Annotated in this window: 12 protein-coding genes and 9 tRNA genes; 14 read left to right on the forward strand and 7 right to left on the reverse strand. The window is 44.5% G+C overall.

Annotation, left to right across the window (positions count from 1 at the left end):
- Positions 1–21: 21 nt before the first annotated feature.
- Together FKN93_RS12295 and FKN93_RS12300 are read left to right on the forward strand one after the other, a co-directional pair.
- Positions 22–672 carry a TetR/AcrR family transcriptional regulator gene (locus tag FKN93_RS12295; protein ID WP_158137725.1) on the forward strand — a complete coding sequence of 217 codons (651 nt, stop codon included), beginning with the start codon at positions 22–24 and terminating at the stop codon, positions 670–672.
- A 152-nt stretch (positions 673–824) separates the two neighbouring features.
- Positions 825–1784: a DHH family phosphoesterase gene (locus FKN93_RS12300; protein ID WP_158144352.1), complete on the forward strand. Its 960-nt coding sequence runs from the start codon at positions 825–827 to the stop codon at positions 1782–1784.
- 25 nt (positions 1785–1809) lie between these two features.
- On the opposite strand, the gene FKN93_RS12305 is transcribed toward FKN93_RS12300, so the two are convergent.
- The 6 genes from FKN93_RS12305 to rsgA all read right to left on the reverse strand — a co-directional run bounded on the left by FKN93_RS12305 (position 1810) and on the right by rsgA (position 9832).
- A complete protein-coding gene (locus tag FKN93_RS12305) occupies positions 1810–2934 on the reverse strand; it encodes a peptidoglycan DD-metalloendopeptidase family protein (RefSeq protein ID WP_158137728.1) in 1125 nt (374 codons plus the stop codon).
- 131 nt (positions 2935–3065) lie between these two features.
- Positions 3066–4292: a DEAD/DEAH box helicase gene (locus tag FKN93_RS12310; protein ID WP_170905198.1), complete on the reverse strand. Its 1227-nt coding sequence runs from the start codon at positions 4290–4292 to the stop codon at positions 3066–3068.
- Between the two features lie 183 nt (positions 4293–4475).
- Positions 4476–6008: a 2,3-bisphosphoglycerate-independent phosphoglycerate mutase gene (gene gpmM, locus FKN93_RS12315; protein WP_170905199.1), complete on the reverse strand. Its 1533-nt coding sequence runs from the start codon at positions 6006–6008 to the stop codon at positions 4476–4478.
- Between the two features lie 186 nt (positions 6009–6194).
- Positions 6195–7610 carry an SLC13 family permease gene (locus FKN93_RS12320; RefSeq protein WP_170905200.1) on the reverse strand — a complete coding sequence of 472 codons (1416 nt, stop codon included), beginning with the start codon at positions 7608–7610 and terminating at the stop codon, positions 6195–6197.
- A gap of 205 nt (positions 7611–7815) precedes the next feature.
- Complete coding sequence (asd, locus tag FKN93_RS12325) at positions 7816–8673, reverse strand: archaetidylserine decarboxylase (protein WP_170905201.1); 858 nt, start codon at positions 8671–8673, stop codon at positions 7816–7818.
- A gap of 94 nt (positions 8674–8767) precedes the next feature.
- Positions 8768–9832: a small ribosomal subunit biogenesis GTPase RsgA gene (rsgA, locus tag FKN93_RS12330; protein ID WP_004397633.1), complete on the reverse strand. Its 1065-nt coding sequence runs from the start codon at positions 9830–9832 to the stop codon at positions 8768–8770.
- 140 nt (positions 9833–9972) lie between these two features.
- Here rsgA and orn point away from each other — a divergent pair, with 140 nt between their 5' ends.
- From orn to FKN93_RS12380, 10 genes are all read left to right on the forward strand, one after another.
- Positions 9973–10518, forward strand: coding sequence for an oligoribonuclease (gene orn / locus FKN93_RS12335; RefSeq protein WP_170905202.1), 546 nt, complete (start codon positions 9973–9975; stop codon positions 10516–10518).
- A 214-nt stretch (positions 10519–10732) separates the two neighbouring features.
- Positions 10733–10808, forward strand: a tRNA-Gly gene (locus tag FKN93_RS12340).
- A gap of 78 nt (positions 10809–10886) precedes the next feature.
- A tRNA-Met gene (locus FKN93_RS12345) sits at positions 10887–10963 on the forward strand.
- Positions 10964–10997: 34 nt separating this feature from the next.
- A tRNA-Gly gene (locus FKN93_RS12350) sits at positions 10998–11073 on the forward strand.
- Between the two features lie 164 nt (positions 11074–11237).
- Positions 11238–11314: transfer RNA gene (locus FKN93_RS12355), tRNA-Met, on the forward strand.
- Between the two features lie 34 nt (positions 11315–11348).
- Positions 11349–11424: transfer RNA gene (locus FKN93_RS12360), tRNA-Gly, on the forward strand.
- A 78-nt stretch (positions 11425–11502) separates the two neighbouring features.
- Positions 11503–11579 (forward strand) — tRNA-Met (locus FKN93_RS12365).
- Between the two features lie 34 nt (positions 11580–11613).
- Positions 11614–11689: transfer RNA gene (locus FKN93_RS12370), tRNA-Gly, on the forward strand.
- Positions 11690–11722: 33 nt separating this feature from the next.
- Positions 11723–11813 (forward strand) — tRNA-Ser (locus FKN93_RS12375).
- Between the two features lie 40 nt (positions 11814–11853).
- Positions 11854–11930 (forward strand) — tRNA-Met (locus tag FKN93_RS12380).
- A 563-nt stretch (positions 11931–12493) separates the two neighbouring features.
- Here FKN93_RS12380 and queG read toward each other — a convergent pair.
- The gene (gene queG, locus FKN93_RS12385; protein ID WP_170905203.1) at positions 12494–13606 is read right to left on the reverse strand and encodes a tRNA epoxyqueuosine(34) reductase QueG; all 1113 of its coding nucleotides are present in this window, start codon (positions 13604–13606) and stop codon (positions 12494–12496) included.
- 218 nt (positions 13607–13824) lie between these two features.
- On the opposite strand from queG, the gene tsaE reads away from it, so the two are divergent.
- Both tsaE and FKN93_RS12395 read left to right on the forward strand, forming a co-directional pair.
- Positions 13825–14289 carry a tRNA (adenosine(37)-N6)-threonylcarbamoyltransferase complex ATPase subunit type 1 TsaE gene (gene tsaE, locus FKN93_RS12390; protein WP_040905847.1) on the forward strand — a complete coding sequence of 155 codons (465 nt, stop codon included), beginning with the start codon at positions 13825–13827 and terminating at the stop codon, positions 14287–14289.
- Complete coding sequence (locus tag FKN93_RS12395) at positions 14283–16010, forward strand: LysM peptidoglycan-binding domain-containing protein (RefSeq protein ID WP_170905204.1); 1728 nt, start codon at positions 14283–14285, stop codon at positions 16008–16010. The genes tsaE and FKN93_RS12395 overlap by 7 nt, the downstream gene beginning before the upstream one ends.
- Positions 16011–16015 lie beyond the last annotated feature (5 nt).

Consider the following 16015-nt stretch of genomic DNA (forward strand, 5'->3'; position numbering starts at 1 on the left):
ACTAAAGATTATGGTTCGACAATGAAAACCCGAGAGCGAATAATTCATGCCGCATTAGCCTTGTTTAATGAACATGGTGAAAGACCGATCACCACCAACCATATTGCGGCTCATATCGATATTAGCCCCGGTAATCTCTATTATCATTTTCGTAATAAACAAGAGATCGTGCGTGAAATTTTTGCTTGGTACTCGGCTGAACTTATCGAGCGTTTTAGCCCTTGGCAGGGGCAATATGAGAGTTTAACGCTGCTGAAACATTATTTGGATTCTATTTTTAATTTGATGTGGAAATATCGATTTTTCTACGCCAATTTACCGGAGATTTTGCAACGCGATCCTGAGCTTCATCAATCGTATATTCAAGTTCAAGATAAGCTCCAAGTGAACTTGATTAATATTATGCAAGTGTTTATCGATATGCAGCTGCTGGTGATTGATGATCAAGAGATGAAAAAGCTAGTGACAACGCTGCATTTGATCGCTTCAAGCTGGTTGGCGTATCAGTCTGCGATGTCGGCTAACGCGTCCATTACCGAGCGTGTTATTCATCAGGGGATGCTACAAATTATCTCAGTGATGAAACCTAATGCTACCCCCCAAGGTTTAGAACAATTACAATTATTAGAAGAAGGTGTCAGAGCCATGCACGCCAGCACCATCAATGGTTAGAGTGCGTTGACTTTTCAATGGTTACCATATGGTTGCGGCTGTTATAGCGATGCTGAGTAATAAGTTTGGAGATATAACGTTTTTATCTTACTCATCATAGGCCGATTTAGATAAAGTGTGCTTATGTCCGCTAAATACCCCTGTGAATAACCATGCACTATGATGTTTTTAATGGTGATGCTGATGGCATCATCGCGCTATTACAACTGCGCTTAGCCGAGCCTATCGAAAGTCAGCTAGTGACTGGCGTGAAGCGTGACATACAGTTACTGAAAAAACTAACGGTTAATCCTGGTGATTCTCTGACTGTACTGGATATTTCGATGGCGAAAAATGCCTTTGATTTACAGCGCCTGCTCTCCGAGGGAGCAAGCGTTTTTTATGCTGATCATCATCAATCCGGTGATATCCCTACCCATCCCCATTTAACCGCGAACATTGATTTAAGTGCCAATACTTGTACAGGATTGATTATTGATCGATTACTGGCGGGCCGTTTTCATCATTGGGCGATTGCCGCTGCTTATGGCGATAATTTGATCGCAACCGCCAATCAACTGGCATTACAAGCTGGATTAACGACATTTCAAGCCGAGCAGTTGCAGTCAATCGGCACTTTGCTCAATTACAACGGCTATGGGCAACAATTGGAAGATTTGCACTTTCATCCCGCAGAATTGCTGCGAAGTTTATTGAACTATCCTTGTCCTTTTATGCTTATCGATGATCATCATTCCCCTTATCATCGTCTCAAGCAGGCTTATCAGCAAGACATGGCGCAAGTACAAAGCCTAGAAGCATATTACCAAAGTCGAGAATTACGCGTGTTTGTGTTACCCAATCAATCGGCCTCACATCGAGTCAGTGGTGTCTTTGGTAATCTGCTAGCCAATCAACAACCGAGCCAAGCTCACTTGATCGTGACTGAAGCGGACAGTGAGAGTTATACCGTGTCATTACGGGCTCCTTTAGCGAATAAACAAGGTGCAGGAGCCATTTGTGCTCAGTTTGTTAGCGGTGGTGGGCGAGAAGCGGCGGGAGGGGTAAATCGTCTAGCCAAATCACAATTGAGCCAACTGATAGAGAGGGTCGAAACTTATTATCGATATTAATCGTCGTCGATAGCGCTGGTGAGACTTATCGTCTCAGCCATTGGCGTGGGTTTTCAGCTCGGCTATTACGACGAATTTCAAAGTACAAAGCGGGGCGAGATTGCCCACCAGTATCACCGGCTAAGGCGAGCGTATCTCCTGCGACGACCTTATCGCCCTCTTTTTTCATGAGTGATTGGTTATAACCGTATAAGGTCATATCACCTTTGCCGTGGTCAAGTAAAATCACTAATCCATAGCCACGTAAATACTCCGCAAATACGACCGTTCCCGGATAGACGGCTTTGACGGCTTGCCCATAATTGGCGCTGATCACCATTCCTTTCCAATCGACTTGACCAGTTTGTTTCTCTCCAAACTGGTGCAACACGTTACCTTGCAGTGGCCAGGGTAGCTTACCTCTTTGCTGGGCGAGTCCATCCATTGGTACCGCATTACGCTTCGCTGCTTTGGCGATTTCAGCTTTCAAGCGAGTTTCATTGCGTTGCAGTTCGGCAAGATAAACTTGATCGCCCGAGATACTTTGTTGAATGGTATTGACGGTTTTACGCCGCTCCGCTTGAGTGCTGGCGAGCTTATCACGCTTATCGGTTTGTTGTTGCAATAGGGCGGTGATTTGATCACGCTCACGCTGCAGCTGCTTTTCACTTTCGTTGAGCGCTTGATGGGTTGTTTGTAAACGGCGTAAGGTTTCCGTACGCGCTTTGGCCAAATGTTGATAATACTGACTAATTCTGTCTTGTTCGACGCCACTTTTGAGGAGATCGCCGCTGGCCAGTGCTCGCTGAGTCACATAGTACGTCTGTAACAGTTGCGTGAGTTTTTCGGTCTGTTGTTGGCGCTGCTGTTCTAATTCAAGTCGGTTTTTTTGAATATTGGCGAGATTGTCATTAGCAGTCACGACATCACGTTGGGTATTTTTAATTTGATTTTCTAGCTGAGAGATAGACAACTCTTGTTGTCTAAGTGAACGCTGTAATTGATCCAGTTCTTTTTGTCGTTGGCTCAGTGATTGCTGTTGACGAGAGATTTCGTTTTTGACGCCAGAAAGCTCTTGTTGCGAAGCGGCATAAGCAGCACCTGATGAGGTGGTAATCGCTAAGCAGACCGCCAATAATCGCACAGTAAGTTTTAGAATAGACAACGTCATGTTTAGGCAATCATCACCATTAAAATTGTTGAATGCCCAGTATACTCAAAGTCACGTGTCAGGCGAGTAGCATAATGTAAACTTTGTGCGGTTTTTTGTCATACTGCTCATTTGTCGTTAAGGATCGGCGTTTAGCGAGATGATTTCGGTTGAAACTGTTTCACACTGCGCTTTTGGGCACTCCGTCGATTGGCTTGTTTATCTCGTGGTTGACGTTTTGGCACCGTGGTGGCGGGTTGATCTGTAACGGGAAAATCGGCCAACGTTTGCAAAACAAGAGGGCGCTGAGTCAGTTGACGAATGGCATCGAGGATCGCGTTTTCATTATGACAAACTAAAGAGAGAGCGAGACCCGTTTGCCCAGCTCGTGCGGTTCGCCCAACGCGGTGAATATACACTGCCGGGCTTGGCGGTAAATCAAAATTGATGACCACAGGAAGCTGTTCAATATGAATACCTCTTGCCAATAAATCGGTTGCGATTAGCACTTCAATTTTCTGCTGTTTAAATTGAGTTAAGATTTGCTCACGCTCGGTTTGATCTTTATTGCCATGGAGTGCGGCAACACGAATTCCTGCTTTAAGGAGTTTTTTGGCCAGTGCGTCTGCATTATCTCGAGCGCTAATAAAGACCAAGACTTGAGACCAATGATGTTGCTTAAGTAAATGAATCAAGACTTGTGCTTTGCTGCCTTTATTGACCAAGTACAACTGTTCTTCGATCTCTGGCACGGTTTGATTCGGCGGATTAGCGCTGATCTTAATGGGATCGTTTAACGGCTGGAGGGCTTTTTCTTCAAGCTCGGGGAGTAAGGTTGCAGAAAATAGCAGGGTTTGTTTTTTCGCGGGTAAATGGGCCATGATCCGCTGAACATCTGGCCAAAACCCCATCTCTAATAGCCGGTCAGCCTCATCCAGTACCAGATGTTGTAGCGATGATAAGTTTATGATCTGTTGCTCAATAAGATCCAATAATCGCCCTGGCGTAGTAACGATGAGCTGAGGATTTTGCGCTAATTGATCCTGTTGCCATTGCTGGTCAACCCCTCCACAAACTGGACACACATCGATGTGCATCGGTTTAGCGATTAAGCCAAGCGCTTGGCTGACTTGGGTTGACAGTTCACGCGTCGGTACGATGATCAAGGTTTGAATGTGTGGTGTCATCGGGAGTGTTTTTTGTAATAGCGGTAAACCATAAGCGAAGGTTTTACCGCTGCCAGTTTGAGCGAGAGCGAGCAGATCACGACCAGATAAAATCACAGGAATCGCCAACTGTTGGATTGTGGTCGGAGTATGTAACTCAGCGGGTAGTGCACTAAGTAGAGAAGAAGCTAAGTTAAGCTCAGAAAAGGTCATAAATACATCATGGATGAGGGAAGCGGTGGTCTGAGTCTAAAGCTATTCATCGTTGGCGACAACTAACGATGATAGCGATGCTAAATAAGAAACCGTTAAGTAAAATCCATCGATAAAAAAATCCCCTTAAATGGTGAATTTAAGGGGATCCATGCTTTAAAAATCGTATGCTAGGAACAAGCGTTATGAATAAAGCACTTTACCTGACATCTCAGCAGGAATTTCCATGTCAGTCAGCGCTAACATGGTTGGTGCGAGATCCGACAGTTTACCGCCTTCTTGTAGAGTAATTGATTTATTACCGACATAAATCAGCGGTACTGGTAAACTGGTGTGAGCCGTATGTACGCCACCGGTTTCAGGGTTAATCATCATTTCAGCGTTACCGTGGTCTGCGGTGATGAGTAACTGACCATCGACTTCTTTAATCGCTTCAACTACTCGGCCAATACATTCATCGACCGCTTCACAAGCTTTAACCGCCGCTTCATAAACACCAGTATGGCCGACCATATCACCATTTGGATAGTTACAAACGATCGCATCGTATTGACCAGATTTAATCGCTGCAACCAATTTATCGGTGAGTTCTTTGGAGCTCATTTCTGGTTGAAGATCGTAAGTCGCGACTTTTGGAGAGGCCACTAGCTGGCGCTCTTCACCAGGAAACTCGTTTTCTGCGCCACCGTTAAAGAAGAAGGTCACGTGGGCGTACTTCTCTGTTTCTGAAATACGCAGCTGAGTTTTGCCCGCTTTAGAAAGCCATTCACCATAAGTGTTTTCTAGCGATGCTGGTGGGAAAGCGGTCGCTAGTGGAATATCGGCTGCATACTGAGTTAGCATCACGAAATTGACATTAGGGAACACTTGACGAGTGAAACCATCAAAATCGGTGACAAATGTGCGGGTGATTTCACGAGCACGGTCAGCACGATAGTTTAAAAATAGTACCGCATCACCATCTTGCATGGCTGCTGATTCTTGATCTGCGCTACGAATTTCTGTGGCTTTGACGAATTCATCGTTTTCTTCACGCGCATAAGCGGCATTAAGGCCAGCAACGGCAGAGTCATAGGTGAACTCTGCTTTAGCTTGAGTTAATAAGTCATAAGCTTGCTGAACGCGATCCCAGTTATTATCACGGTCCATGGCATAATAACGACCAATCAGAGAAGCGATGCGTCCTTTACCAAGTTTGCTAAATAGGTCTTGGAAACGTGCCAGTGAGCCCTCAGCACTGCGTGGTGGGGTATCACGTCCGTCAAGGAAGCAGTGTAGGTAAATTTTCTCTGCGCCACGAGCAGCGGCTAGCTCTACTGCCGCATAGATATGATCTTCGTGAGAGTGCACACCACCTGGCGACATCAATCCCATGAGATGAACCGCTTTGCCTTCGGCTACCGCTTTATCAATCGCATTCACAATCGCTTCATTATGCTGGAATTCACCATCTGCGATTGATTTAGTAATGCGGGTTAAATCTTGATAAACAATCCGTCCTGCACCGATGTTAGTATGGCCAACTTCAGAGTTTCCCATTTGACCGTCAGGTAGACCCACATCCATGCCAGAAGCAGAAATAAGAGTATGAGGATGATTTTCCATCAACGCATCAAGTACTGGTGTGTGCGCATTGTTGATCGCGTTGCTGGTGTTATCTTCACGGTAGCCCCAACCGTCAAGAATCACTAGAGCCATAGGCTTCTTAGCAGACATAATTATAACCTCGTCAAATTCATGGTAATGAGAAATAAAAAACTAGCGTAATTTTACTACACTTTCTCCGCTTTGCAGTAGGTTAAGATCAATGATTCTGCCTATCAATCCGAAGAATGTTGTCTATGGATCAACATTCATTGTTTTTGCTTCTCTCTACGGCAATCGATTGATGTTACGCTCTCATTAAGTTAACGCCCAAGTGGCCAAATACACAATAAATAATCCTACTAGTCCAAGAATTAAACCGGTTTTAGCCATATCTTTACTTTCAATTAAGCCTGTGGAGTAAGCTAATGAGTTAGGCGGTGTTGAGACTGGAAGGATCATGCCTAAAGAAGCGGAGAACGCGACCACGACCAATAACCCTTGTAGGCCACCAATCTCCGTTAAACTGGACATCGAGACACCAATAGCGGCAGCAATTGGCATTAATAAGTTTGCTGTTGCCGTATTGGACATGAAGTTCGCCATTAGCCAGCAGACCATCGATAGCGAAATGACGATGAACATCGGTGATAAGCTTTCATAGTCAATGGCATGGGCTAAGGCAACGGCAAGTCCGGTATGCTCTAACCCAATACCGATCGCAATCCCCCCAGCCACTAACCAAAGTACATCCCAATTAATTTGCTTGAGTTCCTCTTTGCCCATAATGCCTGTTAACGTAAATACAGCTAGTGGAATGATCGAGACCACATAAGTATTCATGCCATGCAGAGCGGTACTCATCCACAATAAAATCGTCGTTGCAAAAGTGATGTACACGACGATTGCTCGCCAAGAGCGTTGAAATGTTCCCTGCAATTTTAGCGTCATTTGTTGTTGTGATGAGGGAAATAAATACTGCAATAAAAACCAAGCAATGGTTAATTGAACAATCACAAATGGTAGACCCATCATCATCCAAGATAGAAAGTCTATGCTGTTCTCCCCCGTTAAATACTGTAAAGCAATCGCATTCGGTGGCGTACCAATCGGCGTCGCGATGCCTCCCGTATTCGCAGCAATCGGAATGGATAGCACCAAAGCTTTAATGCCTAGCTCCCCTTTCGGCGCAGAGGCGACAATGGGTCCAAGTAGAGCCAACATCATTACTGTCGTAGCCGTATTTGACATGAACATTGAGAATACGGAGGTGATGAGCATCAATCCAAGCATAATAAATTTAGGTTGATGACCAAACGGGCGCAGTAATACACGTGCTAAGTTGTTATCCAGTTGATATTTTGACGCCGCGATCGCTAAGGCGAATCCACCCATAAACAGAATAATGATCGGTGAAGAGAAGGCACCAAGAATGTCAGTGTAAGGGATTAAATGCCCGACTTCATGTTGTTCAATTGGGGAGCGGAACCAATGTAACCCCTTGTCTGAAATCATAATTAATAATAGAGCGATGATCAGAATAGAAGTAGCAAAAACGGGTACCGGTTCTAAGACCCAGAGTAGAGCCGCGAGTAAAAAAATAGCCAGCAAGCGATGCTGAACGAGCGTCAATTCATCAATAGGAATGGTGTCTATGGGGAGTAAGAGTACACCGACAGGAATCAAAAAACAGATCGCAAGCCGAGTCAGTAAACCGGTCGATAACGTTGACATAAGAGCGTCCTTTGCAAAAATATCCGAATGTCATCTAGGGTAAAGCATTGCTATGAAAAGATCGTAATAGGGAATGGAAAATTGTTAGCTTAGACACAGTTAATCAGTGGAAAGCTCGGCTTAGAGCAAACATAGTCGCCACTTTTAGTGATAAAAAATGGCGACAATGTTTCATTTAACGCGTTGGAAATAAGGAGGAACTTGATTAGGCTTTGTGGGCGTAAGCAGAACCGAGCAGGGTTGGCGTATTTAACTGCATGCTACTATCAAAACGAATCTGTTGTTTCGCAAATAGATTGATAACGGTTGACCCCAACTTAAATCGACCCATTTCTTGGCCTTTTTTCAATCGGATAGCATTGATACCTTCTGCTGGATAATCCCAACGATACACGGTATTACCACGCGGTGGAGTCATGGTTCCTGCCCATACCATCTCGATACTGCCAACAATGGTTGCACCGACCAGTACTTGAGCCAGTGGGCCAAATTCGGTATCAAAAATACAGACAACTCGTTCGTTACGGGCAAACAAATTGGGCACATTCTCTGCGGTCAGTGGGTTAACAGAAAATAGATCGCCAGGCACATAGATCATTTGTCGTAATGTACCATCACATGGCATATGCACTCGGTGATAATCTCGTGGTGATAGGTAGAGAGTGGCAAACTCACCATCACGAAACTCTTCAGCCAGTTTAGCATCACCCCCAAGCAGTACTTGAGCAGAATAATGATGGCCTTTTGCTTGAATCAGTTGGCCGTCAGTTATTGGGCCGAATTGACTGACGCAAGCGTCGGCTGGATGAACGAGTGTCGCTTCGTCATCGACAACGGGGCGTAGGCCAGGCTTTAACTCACGGACAAAAAATTCGTTAAATGTCGCAAAGTGTTTTGGATCGGAATGTAACGCTTCACTCATGTTGACATTGTATTGTTTAATAAACCAGCGAATGATGGCGGTGGTTAGACTACCTGCCTTCGCTGACGCGAGTTTACCGACTAAACGGGTTAAAGCATGTTGTGGCAGCCAATATTGCAGCCTAACTTTAAATTTATCCATCGTATGTTATTTCCAATCTATCATCTTTATTTTGGCGCGAAATGGTACTGAAAAATAATCCGCGTGTCATCAGACTCTGTTCGTCTGTGAGTATTTATTGTTGGTCTGATTTTTTATTGCGAGAATATTGTCGATTGGCTTTATTTTCCGACATGCTCTCAATAATACGGTGATAGTTATCAAAGCGTTGTGCGCTGATTTTACCGTTTTCGACGGCTTCTCTCAGTAAGCAACCCGGGTCATCACCATGTTTACAGTCACGAAATTTACATCCCCCTAAATAGGGACGAAATTCTACATAGGCTTTGGTTACTTCCTCTGCGGCTAAGTGCCATAAACCAAACTCACGAATACCCGGAGAGTCAATCAAATCGCCACCGGATGGGATGTGGTATAAGCGAGCTGCGGTAGTCGTATGCTGTCCAAGTCCTGAGTTCTCAGAGATTTTACCCTCTTCAGCAATGATGCCGAGTTGAGGCATCAACGCATTGACTAAGCTTGATTTTCCTACTCCGGATTGACCGACAAAGATATTAATCTTATGACTTAACTTACTCTCTAATAACGCGATATTTTCGCCACTTTCTTTACTGACAAAAATGACGTCATAGCCAATTTCTTGGTAAGCGGCCAATTGCTGTTGATAATCCATCCGCTGTGCTTCGCTGAGTAAATCGACTTTATTAAGAACGATGACAGGGGCGATAGATAGTGTTTCTGCAGCAATTAAGTAACGATCGATGATATTCAGCGATAATTCAGGTAAGACAGAAGAGACAATGATCATTTGCTCAACATTAGCGGCGACGGGTTTTAAACCATCGTAATAATCTGGACGAGTCAGAACTGAGCTGCGAGGCTCTACTGCTTCGACCACGCCTGAAATTCCAGCAAGAGTTTCTACGCCAGGCCGCCAAATGACCTGATCGCCACACACCAAACTTTCGATTCCGCGACGTAAATTGCATCGATGGACGATCTTTGTCTCGGGGTCTTCTATATCGGCATGTTGACCAAATCGTGTGATCACTAGACCGGACTTGGCATTTTCCAGCATCGATTCGTCCCACTGTACGGAGTCTTCTTGTTTTAACTTACGGTGCTGGTTATTTCTAACTCGGCGCACTTGGCCTTTAGTGAGTTTTTTCTTCTTTGTCACGTTTTTTCACTTTAAGTTTTTTAACTTAGAACGATGCCTAACTCAATTTATCACTGTGCGCTGCACGGCGGTATCGTGGTTAGGGGAATTTAGGTTATAGTACCTTTTTTATTGGCAAACCCCTATAGGCACTTAATTATATGTCTTTTAGTGATCAAAACTTGATTTGGATTGATCTGGAGATGACCGGGTTAGACCCTGATGTCCATAAGATCATTGAAATAGCAACCATTGTTACCGATAGTCAACTGAATGTATTGGCAGAAGGACCGGTGTTAGCTATTCATCAATCCGAAACCGAGTTACAAAAAATGGATGAGTGGTGTACTCGTACCCATACCCATAGTGGGCTAGTGGACCGAGTGCGCCGCAGTTCGATCAATGAAGTTCAAGCGATAGAACAGACGATTGATTTCTTACAACACTGGGTTCCTGCTGGTGCTTCACCGATTTGTGGAAATAGCGTTGGTCAAGATCGACGTTTTCTTTACCGACATATGCCAAGCCTAGAAGTGTATTTTCATTATCGTTGTATTGATGTGAGCACTATCAAGGAACTGACTCGTCGTTGGCAGCCTGAGATTGCTGCGGGATTCAGTAAACAAGGAACTCATCTTGCCTTAGATGATATTCGAGAATCTATCGCCGAGCTTAAATTTTATCGCTCTCACGTTTTCAAAATTTAACAATCCTAGCTATCGAGCGGTGAAGGGCGGTATGGTTGACCGCTTTTCTTAAATCGAACGGTTGCAATTTCGCCTGAACCTGTGTGTTTTTTGTTTAAGTGGTTTTTTTTATCGTCATACGAAAAGAAAAATGATTTTTTTTGCTTTAACTACTTGCATCACAAAAAAATGCACTTATAATTCGCAGCCCTGAACAGCACAAAACGTTGTTGATGCGACACTAGCTCAGTTGGTAGAGCGCAACCTTGCCAAGGTTGAGGTCACGAGTTCGAACCTCGTGTGTCGCTCCAGATTTGCTTTTATTGCTGATGGCGATAAAACAATAAAGTTACAAAGCCTACATCGTGCTTAACGGTGAGTAATACGGACGCGGGGTGGAGCAGCCTGGTAGCTCGTCGGGCTCATAACCCGAAGGTCGTCGGTTCAAATCCGGCCCCCGCAACCAAACAGATAGCCTTTATCGTGCTTAACGGTGAAATGCGACACTAGCTCAGTTGGTAGAGCGCAACCTTGCCAAGGTTGAGGTCACGAGTTCGAACCTCGTGTGTCGCTCCAGATTCAAGCTTTCATTGCTCTTAGTAATGAGATGCGACACTCGCTCAGTTAATAGAGCGCAACCTTGCCAAGGTTGAGGTCACGCCTTTTTGTTTAAAGAAAGTGAACCTCGTGTATCGCTGCAGTTTCAAGCTGACATCGTGCTTAACGATGAGCAATACGGACGCGGGGTGGAGCAGCCTGGTAGCTCGTCGGGCTCATAACCCGAAGGTCGTCGGTTCAAATCCGGCCCCCGCAACCAAATAGATAGCCTTTATCGTGCTTAACGGTGAAATGCGACACTAGCTCAGTTGGTAGAGCGCAACCTTGCCAAGGTTGAGGTCACGAGTTCGAACCTCGTGTGTCGCTCCAGATTTGCTTTTATTACTGATGGCGATAAAACAATAAAGTTACAAAGCCTACATCGTGCTTAACGGTGAGTAATACGGACGCGGGGTGGAGCAGCCTGGTAGCTCGTCGGGCTCATAACCCGAAGGTCGTCGGTTCAAATCCGGCCCCCGCAACCAAACAGATAGCCTTTATCGTGCTTAACGGTGAAATGCGACACTAGCTCAGTTGGTAGAGCGCAACCTTGCCAAGGTTGAGGTCACGAGTTCGAACCTCGTGTGTCGCTCCAGATTCAAGCTTTCATTGCGCTTAGTAATGAGATGCGACACTCGCTCAGTTGATAGAGCGCAACCTTGCTAAGGTTGAGGTCACGCCTTTTTGTTTAAAGAAAGTGAACCTCGTGTGTCGCTCCAGTTTCAAGCCTACATCGTGCTTAACGGTGAGCAATACGGACGCGGGGTGGAGCAGCCTGGTAGCTCGTCGGGCTCATAACCCGAAGGTCGTCGGTTCAAATCCGGCCCCCGCAACCAATTTAAAAACAAAAGACTACGCTATTGCGTGGTTTTTTCTGTCTATTCTGAAAAATTGACACCATGTCAATGCTCTTTATCATGCTGTGAAGCATAATCCCATCAAGAAAAGCATCTTATTTTCTGCCAAGAAAGTTTGGCCAGAAATCGTATTAGATACATGACTAAAAACGGAGTCTACCGCTGACGTAGTCAGGCTTTGTTTTATCCATGCACAGAGTTATCCACATTTTAAATTTGTGGATAACTTGGTGCATAACGTGTTTTTAGCTTGAAGATAGAGGCTTGTTCAGACGATCTTTTTGCTGATGGGGAATAATGTGAGAGTGATGGTTTTTTATTAAGTTGATGATTTTAAGTGGTATTTTTATTTATTTCCTGTGGTGTAAGAGCCGCGAGAACGATCATTAACTGTATTTTCTTTGATCCTTATCATTTCCTACTAATGTGATTAACTTTTTTGAAGTTTAGCAAACGCTGTCTCATTTAATATTTTTTCCACACCTAAGAATTTGCGAAGTGCATCAAAGAATGTACATCAATGATGTTGCGTTATTTCATACTCACGCATCTCTCGGCAAGCCTTTTTCAATAATTCTAATTAGTCTTTGCTGTTTATTCGTAATGCTAGCCAACTGCTCTCTCTGTTGTGTTAATGCCCATTCAATATGCTCATCTAATAGTTCACTTTCTCCTGTTTTTTGCTCTAAGGCATCGATGATTCTTTGTGAATAGGGCGCATTACCCATTGCAATAATCAAATTGCGTTGCCATTGTTGATGACCAATACGGCGTATGGCAGAACCTTGCATATGGTGTAAAAAGGTTTTCTCATCCCATGAAAATAAAGCAACAAGATCGGCATTATTCAACACATCTCGTCGATGGAAGTCGTCTTCTTGGGTAAGATCAGCAAAACGGTTCCAAGGGCAGACGAGTTGGCAGTCATCACAACCATAGATACGATTACCGATTGCAGTTCGAAATTCTTCTGGGATCACCCCTGAATACTCAATCGTTAAATAAGAGATACAGCGCCGTGCATCGACAACCCCTTCTTCGACAATCGCACCAGTCGGGCATGAGGTCATACATGCTCGACACTGTCCGCATTGATTTTCTGAAGGTGTATCGACTGGCAGAGGAATATCAACAAGCAGTTCGCCTAAAAAGAACCATGATCCTGCCTCTTTATCGAGAATTAAAGAATGTTTTCCCGTCCAGCCAAGCCCAGCTTTTTGTGCAAGAGGCCTTTCTAAAATAGGTGCAGAATCAACAAAAGGACGATAACCCAATTGACCGACTTCTTGCTCGATTTTATCAGCTAATTTTTTGAGTTGATTACGAACCAATTTATGGTAATCGCGTCCAAGTGCATAGCGACTAATATAAGCTTGGGTTGGATCTGATAAATTCGCGGCAAATTGCGCTTGTGGTGGAAGGTAGTTGATGCGGACACTGATCACTCGAAGTGTACCCAGTAAAAGTTCTGCTGGGCGAGCACGTAACATACCATGGCGAGCCATCCACTCCATCTCACCGTGATACCCTGCATCTAACCATGCTTGTAAAGCTGCTTCATGCTGACTTAAATCGACGTCGCAGATCCCTGCTTTGTCAAAGCCGAGTTCTTTTGCCCATCGTTTGATTTGTTCGGCTAGTAAATGAAGGTCCATTATCAGTATTGGTCATGGTCATTGGGCGGCGGATCTTAACGGATCTCATTCGATTGATCCAGCCAGTGAGTGGCTAGTTGTATCGATATTAGATTTGATATGAAGATTTTTCTGTTTACTTACAGAACAGAGCTTGTCTCTTAAAACTAACCCAGTTTACTATTCGTTCTCTTTTTATTTTTATATAGTGCTAGCTAGACGCTTTAGAGATCCGATTCATGAGCATAAAAACCTTTACTTTAAAAGATGAACAACAGACGGTAATGCTAGGAATGCGCTTAGCTCAATTATGTTCCCAGCAGACGACACTTTATCTTTACGGTGATTTAGGCGCAGGGAAAACTACCTTAAGTCGCGGTTTCATTCGAGCGTTAGGCCATGAAGGAAATGTGAAAAGCCCAACTTATACTTTAGTTGAGCCTTATCAATTAGCGGATTGGCAGGTTTATCATTTTGATCTTTACCGATTGGCGGATCCTGAAGAGCTCGAGTTTATGGGAATTCGTGACTATTTTACCGATGATGCTATTTGCTTGGTGGAGTGGCCTGAAAAAGGCCAAGGTTTATTGCCAACACCAGATTTAACAATATTGCTTCGCTACGATGGTGAACAACGTCGAGCGAGTGTGAGCGCAAATAGCGAGTATGGATGCACCTTATTGAGTCAGTTGGAGTTATGTTGAGCATTAATTACGGTCGTTTTTTGCGTTATTGGTGGCTATTGGTCACATTATTATCTGGTATCAGTAGCGTTCAGGCTAATGTATTAGAAGGGGTTAGAGTTTGGCCTTCACCTGATGCCACTCGCGTAGTGATCGATTTAAAGTCTGAAGCGGACTTTAGTTATTTCACGCTAAGCAGCCCAGAACGTTTGGTGGTCGATCTAAAACAGACTTCATTAGCCGCCGCTTTGCCAGTGACGGTCTCTGATAGTGCGATATTGAAACGGATTCGCGCTAGTACACCACCAGAAAAAACAACTTTTCGTTTAGTACTTGAATTAGCCAATAAGTCGACACCCAATATTTTTAAATTACCTCCCACACCAGGTGGGCAATATGGTCATCGTTTGGTGATTGATTTACCTCATTCACCAGCTCCTGCAGCGGCGACGTCGAGTACGCCCGCTCGTTCACCCAATGTAGTGAGCCGCGATGCGTCTCAGTTAGTCGGTACTGCAGATATTATTATTGCTATCGATGCGGGACATGGTGGTGAAGACCCTGGTTCTATTGGTCCAACTCGTAAATTTGAAAAAGATGCGACATTAAGCGTTTCTAAAAAATTGGCGGATCAAATTAATGCGGTTCCGGGTATGAAAGCCGTATTGACACGAACCGGTGACTATTACGTAAGCTTGAATAATCGGACTGAAATTGCTCGTCGTAATCGCGCTCATCTACTGGTTTCTGTTCATGCGGATGCTTTCCATAGCCCACAGCCAAGAGGGGCTTCAGTTTTTGTGCTTAATACTCGGCGGGCCAACACTGAAATTGCGCGTTGGGTTGAAAATCATGAGCAGCAATCGGAGTTACTCGGAGGTGCCGGTGAAGTTTTGGCGCGGACGAATAACGACCGTAATGTCAGTCAAACATTATTAGATTTACAGTTTAGCCACTCGCAAAAAGAAGGCCATAAAGTGGCGACTAACCTTTTACAAGAGCTAGGCAAAGTCGCTCACTTACATAAAGCGGAGCCTGTGAATGCCAGTCTGGCAGTATTGAAGTCGCCCGATATTCCTTCAGTATTAGTAGAGATTGGTTTTATCTCTAACCCTATCGAAGAGCGATTGATTTTTCAACGTAGCCACCAAGATAAGCTCGCACGAGCGATGGGCAAAGCGTTAGTGCAATACTTTGAGGAAAATCCTCCAGAAGGAACCTTGTTTGCTAACCGAGGTAAAACTCAGCAACATCAAGTACAACGAGGTGAGTCGTTATCCGTGATTGCCCAAAAATATGGAGCGACCGTTTCTGGGATCATGCAAGCGAATAAATTAAAAGATTCTCGCTTAACGGTGGGGCAGCGATTAACCATTCCCGGGGGAGAACGTGGTCCTATTCCGGTACCGGTGGTCAATAATCCAGTGGAAACCGAAACCATTACCCATGTGGTTAAATCGGGAGAGTTTTTAGGCCGTTTAGCGGCGAATTATAAAATTTCAATTGATGCGATACGCCGAGAAAATAACCTTAAGTCTGATACGTTATTTGTTGGTCAAAAGCTTAATATTACGGTGAGCTTAAAAGATAAACCTTTGCGTAAACACACGGTGCAGAGCGGTGAGTTTCTTGGTCGGATCGCCAATCAGTACAATGTAACGGTACAAAGTATTCGTGAGGCTAATCAATTGCGCTCAGATCAATTGGCGGTAGGCCAAGTACTGATCATTCCCAACCGATAAAATAG

Source organism: Vibrio sp. A8-1, from assembly GCF_013048685.1.
Classification (GTDB): domain Bacteria; phylum Pseudomonadota; class Gammaproteobacteria; order Enterobacterales; family Vibrionaceae; genus Vibrio; species Vibrio metschnikovii.

What these genes read in the sequence shown, in the direction of transcription:
- FKN93_RS12310 (WP_170905198.1), bottom strand. Translation starts at nt 4,292, where the DNA reads ATGACCTTTTCTGAGCTTAACTTAGCTTCTTCTCTACTTAGTGCACTA.
- tsaE (WP_040905847.1), top strand. Translation starts at nt 13,825, where the DNA reads ATGAGCATAAAAACCTTTACTTTAAAAGATGAACAACAGACGGTAATG.
- asd (WP_170905201.1), bottom strand. Translation starts at nt 8,673, where the DNA reads ATGGATAAATTTAAAGTTAGGCTGCAATATTGGCTGCCACAACATGCT.
- FKN93_RS12295 (WP_158137725.1), top strand. Translation starts at nt 22, where the DNA reads ATGAAAACCCGAGAGCGAATAATTCATGCCGCATTAGCCTTGTTTAAT.
- FKN93_RS12300 (WP_158144352.1), top strand. Translation starts at nt 825, where the DNA reads ATGCACTATGATGTTTTTAATGGTGATGCTGATGGCATCATCGCGCTA.
- FKN93_RS12320 (WP_170905200.1), bottom strand. Translation starts at nt 7,610, where the DNA reads ATGTCAACGTTATCGACCGGTTTACTGACTCGGCTTGCGATCTGTTTT.
- queG (WP_170905203.1), bottom strand. Translation starts at nt 13,606, where the DNA reads ATGGACCTTCATTTACTAGCCGAACAAATCAAACGATGGGCAAAAGAA.
- orn (WP_170905202.1), top strand. Translation starts at nt 9,973, where the DNA reads ATGTCTTTTAGTGATCAAAACTTGATTTGGATTGATCTGGAGATGACC.
- FKN93_RS12305 (WP_158137728.1), bottom strand. Translation starts at nt 2,934, where the DNA reads ATGACGTTGTCTATTCTAAAACTTACTGTGCGATTATTGGCGGTCTGC.
- FKN93_RS12395 (WP_170905204.1), top strand. Translation starts at nt 14,283, where the DNA reads ATGTTGAGCATTAATTACGGTCGTTTTTTGCGTTATTGGTGGCTATTG.
- gpmM (WP_170905199.1), bottom strand. Translation starts at nt 6,008, where the DNA reads ATGTCTGCTAAGAAGCCTATGGCTCTAGTGATTCTTGACGGTTGGGGC.